The following is a 2,386-nucleotide window of genomic DNA, read 5'->3' on the forward strand; positions in this document are numbered from 1 at the left end:
TAAGCTTGCTAAAGCTTTAGTATGATCACCTGGTTTGGCCACAATGCTGCCTTGTAAGCGTTTAATCCAACCTTGCGCTTGGGCAAAGTTACTACTACGAGTCTCACCCATTGCCATGAGCATTTGAGCCCGTTCATGCTGCGGATTCTTAGCTAATATAGCTTGTAATAGACGGCGAATATTGGCGTCTAACTGACCTTCATTAACAAAAAAACTAGTCTGAGCATAAGTAGTAGCAATCTCCTCGTTATCAGGTGCTAAACGATAGGCACGCGATAAGGCTTCTAACGCAGAGTCAGTCGCCTCCATCGATAAGAAAAGTTCAGATAGGCGCATCCAGCGATTAGGATCATCAGCGTTACGATGGACGTTGGTCTGCATAGCGCTAATCAACTGACGACCGTTTTCAGTCGCCCACTTTGGTGGCTTATCAATCTTAGCCGTCAATAGGTCATCAGCCACTTGTCCTACTTTGTCCTCGCTTGTCCACAAATCAAACACGGGCGTACGATTGCCTATTAGTAAGTACGCCATTGCAGCCAATATTGGGATCCAAGCTGCGACAATTAAACGGCTTTTGACATCAGGGGTGACCATAGGTGTTATCTGACGCTGCGCATCTAATAGCTGACGCTCCAGTTCCAGCTTTTGATTTTGATAATGGCTATTATTAATAGTACCGCTGTCTTTATCTGTTTGTAGCTCAGCTAAACGTTCGCGAAATACTGCAACATTAATATCTAGCAGTTGATTGTCTATTGGTTTGGACTGCAAACGCGGTGCTCGTAGCCATGGCATAATAGCAATTAGCGCAAATATAAGAGCAATCAGCAAGCTTAGAGCTACAAATAAGCCAAAAGTAGAAAATAGAGTCATTTTTTGTCCTCTATGCTAGTAATATCGTGGTCGACATTCTCAGCTTGCGATAATAGACGATCAAGCTCAGCCTTTTCCGCAGAGGTCAAGGCAGCAGTACTGTTCACTGTAACGCCGTTTTGGCCACGGGCGACAACTTGGCGGCGTTTACTTTGCCAAAACCAACCAACAATTAAGACGAGCAATAATAGTGGTGGAAAAAACCATAGGATCCATGTCGATGGTCGCATAGGCGGCTTGTAGCTAATAAAGTCACCGTAGCGCTCTTGCATATAGGCGCGTATTTCAGCATCACTACGTCTATCTTTAATTAAATCATAGACTTTTTGCTTTAGATCCTGTGCAATCGGTGCATCAGAGGCTGCAAGGTTTTGATTTTGGCATTTTGGGCAGCGAAACTCTTCTATTAATCCACGATACTGAGCTTCTTGCTGTGGTGAATCAAAATCGTATACGTCAATAGCTGCGTTTGCCGTCATGTTAAGCAGACACGCTAGTATTAAGCTTGCTAGTTTTAAAATTATATTGAGTTTTATTTGAGGAGCTCTTATTCGAGTAACGTTCATTTGCACATCTCCTCAACCTGAATGAGATCAGGACTATCGTTGTTCTTATTAGCCTCATTAAGTACGGTCAGGCACGGCTTAACACGCTGTTGCCAATTGGCTTCATTAATCTCACCAACAATATGCTGACGAATGATGCCATCTCCATCCACAACAAAGGTTTCGGGCGCACCAGTTATGCCTAAGTCTAGAGCAAACTGACCCAATGAATCCTGAATAGACATAGAAAATGGATCACCGCCTTGGTTTAAGTAACTGAGCGCATTACCAATCTCATCCTTATAATTCACACCAACGATATCAATGCCGCGCTCTTCTAGTTGCATTAAAAACGGATGCTCAATAATGCAAGTTGGGCACCACGAGCCCCAAACATTAAGTAAAAACGGCTTATCTGGCAAATTATTATTGGTGATAGTACGGGTAGTATCTGCTAATAACGGCAGCTCAAAGGCAGGAACCGGACGCTCAAGAGCGGTATTGGTCACAATGTCTGTTGGTTTACCTAAGCGCATGTACAATATAACTACCAAACCAAAAAAGAGGATAAGCGGAATTAAGAACCATAGCTTCATCTGCTTTTTTTTCATTGCCTTTGGGTTACGCTGCTTACTGTTTTGGCTATCTTTTTGCTCAGGAGTGTTATTCGACATAGTCATTTATTTCTCCTTTAGTGTCGACATCGTCGATGCTGAGATTGCCTGCTCAATAGCTACCTCATTGACTCCATCAGTAGCCAAACTACCAGTAACTAGCAACGGAGCTTTAACTTTTTTGATGCGGTATCGTTTATCAAGCATACTAATTAATCCACCTAGAGCCATGATAATTGCCCCTAACCAAATCCAGCGAATTAATGGTTTTACATAAATCCTTAATGCCCATTGGTTACTACCATCGGCAATAGGTTCGCCCAGTGCGACATAAACATCGCGCATAAGACT

4 protein-coding genes are annotated in these 2,386 nt (G+C 43.0%); all 4 read right to left on the reverse strand.

Translation table 11 applies throughout. From position 1 onward, the window contains the following. On the reverse strand, nucleotides 1–876 hold an 876-nt coding region (gene ccmI, locus ACI2IW_RS13875), incomplete at its 3' end, for a c-type cytochrome biogenesis protein CcmI (RefSeq protein WP_404693957.1). After that, a complete protein-coding gene (locus ACI2IW_RS13880) occupies nucleotides 873–1,355 on the reverse strand; it encodes a cytochrome c-type biogenesis protein (RefSeq protein ID WP_371532842.1) in 483 nt (160 codons plus the stop codon). The genes ccmI and ACI2IW_RS13880, both read right to left, overlap by 4 nt. 83 nt (nucleotides 1,356–1,438) lie before the next feature. Next, on the reverse strand, nucleotides 1,439–2,101 hold the full coding sequence (locus ACI2IW_RS13885) for a DsbE family thiol:disulfide interchange protein (protein WP_114701929.1): 663 nt from the start codon (nucleotides 2,099–2,101) through the stop codon (nucleotides 1,439–1,441). Next, nucleotides 2,102–2,386 (reverse strand): cytochrome c-type biogenesis CcmF C-terminal domain-containing protein (locus ACI2IW_RS13890; RefSeq protein ID WP_404693958.1); only part of this gene is annotated, 285 nt, incomplete at its 5' end. It lies immediately after the preceding gene.

It is taken from the genome of Psychrobacter sp. NPDC078501 (genome assembly GCF_044900935.1).
In the GTDB taxonomy this organism is placed as follows: domain Bacteria; phylum Pseudomonadota; class Gammaproteobacteria; order Pseudomonadales; family Moraxellaceae; genus Psychrobacter.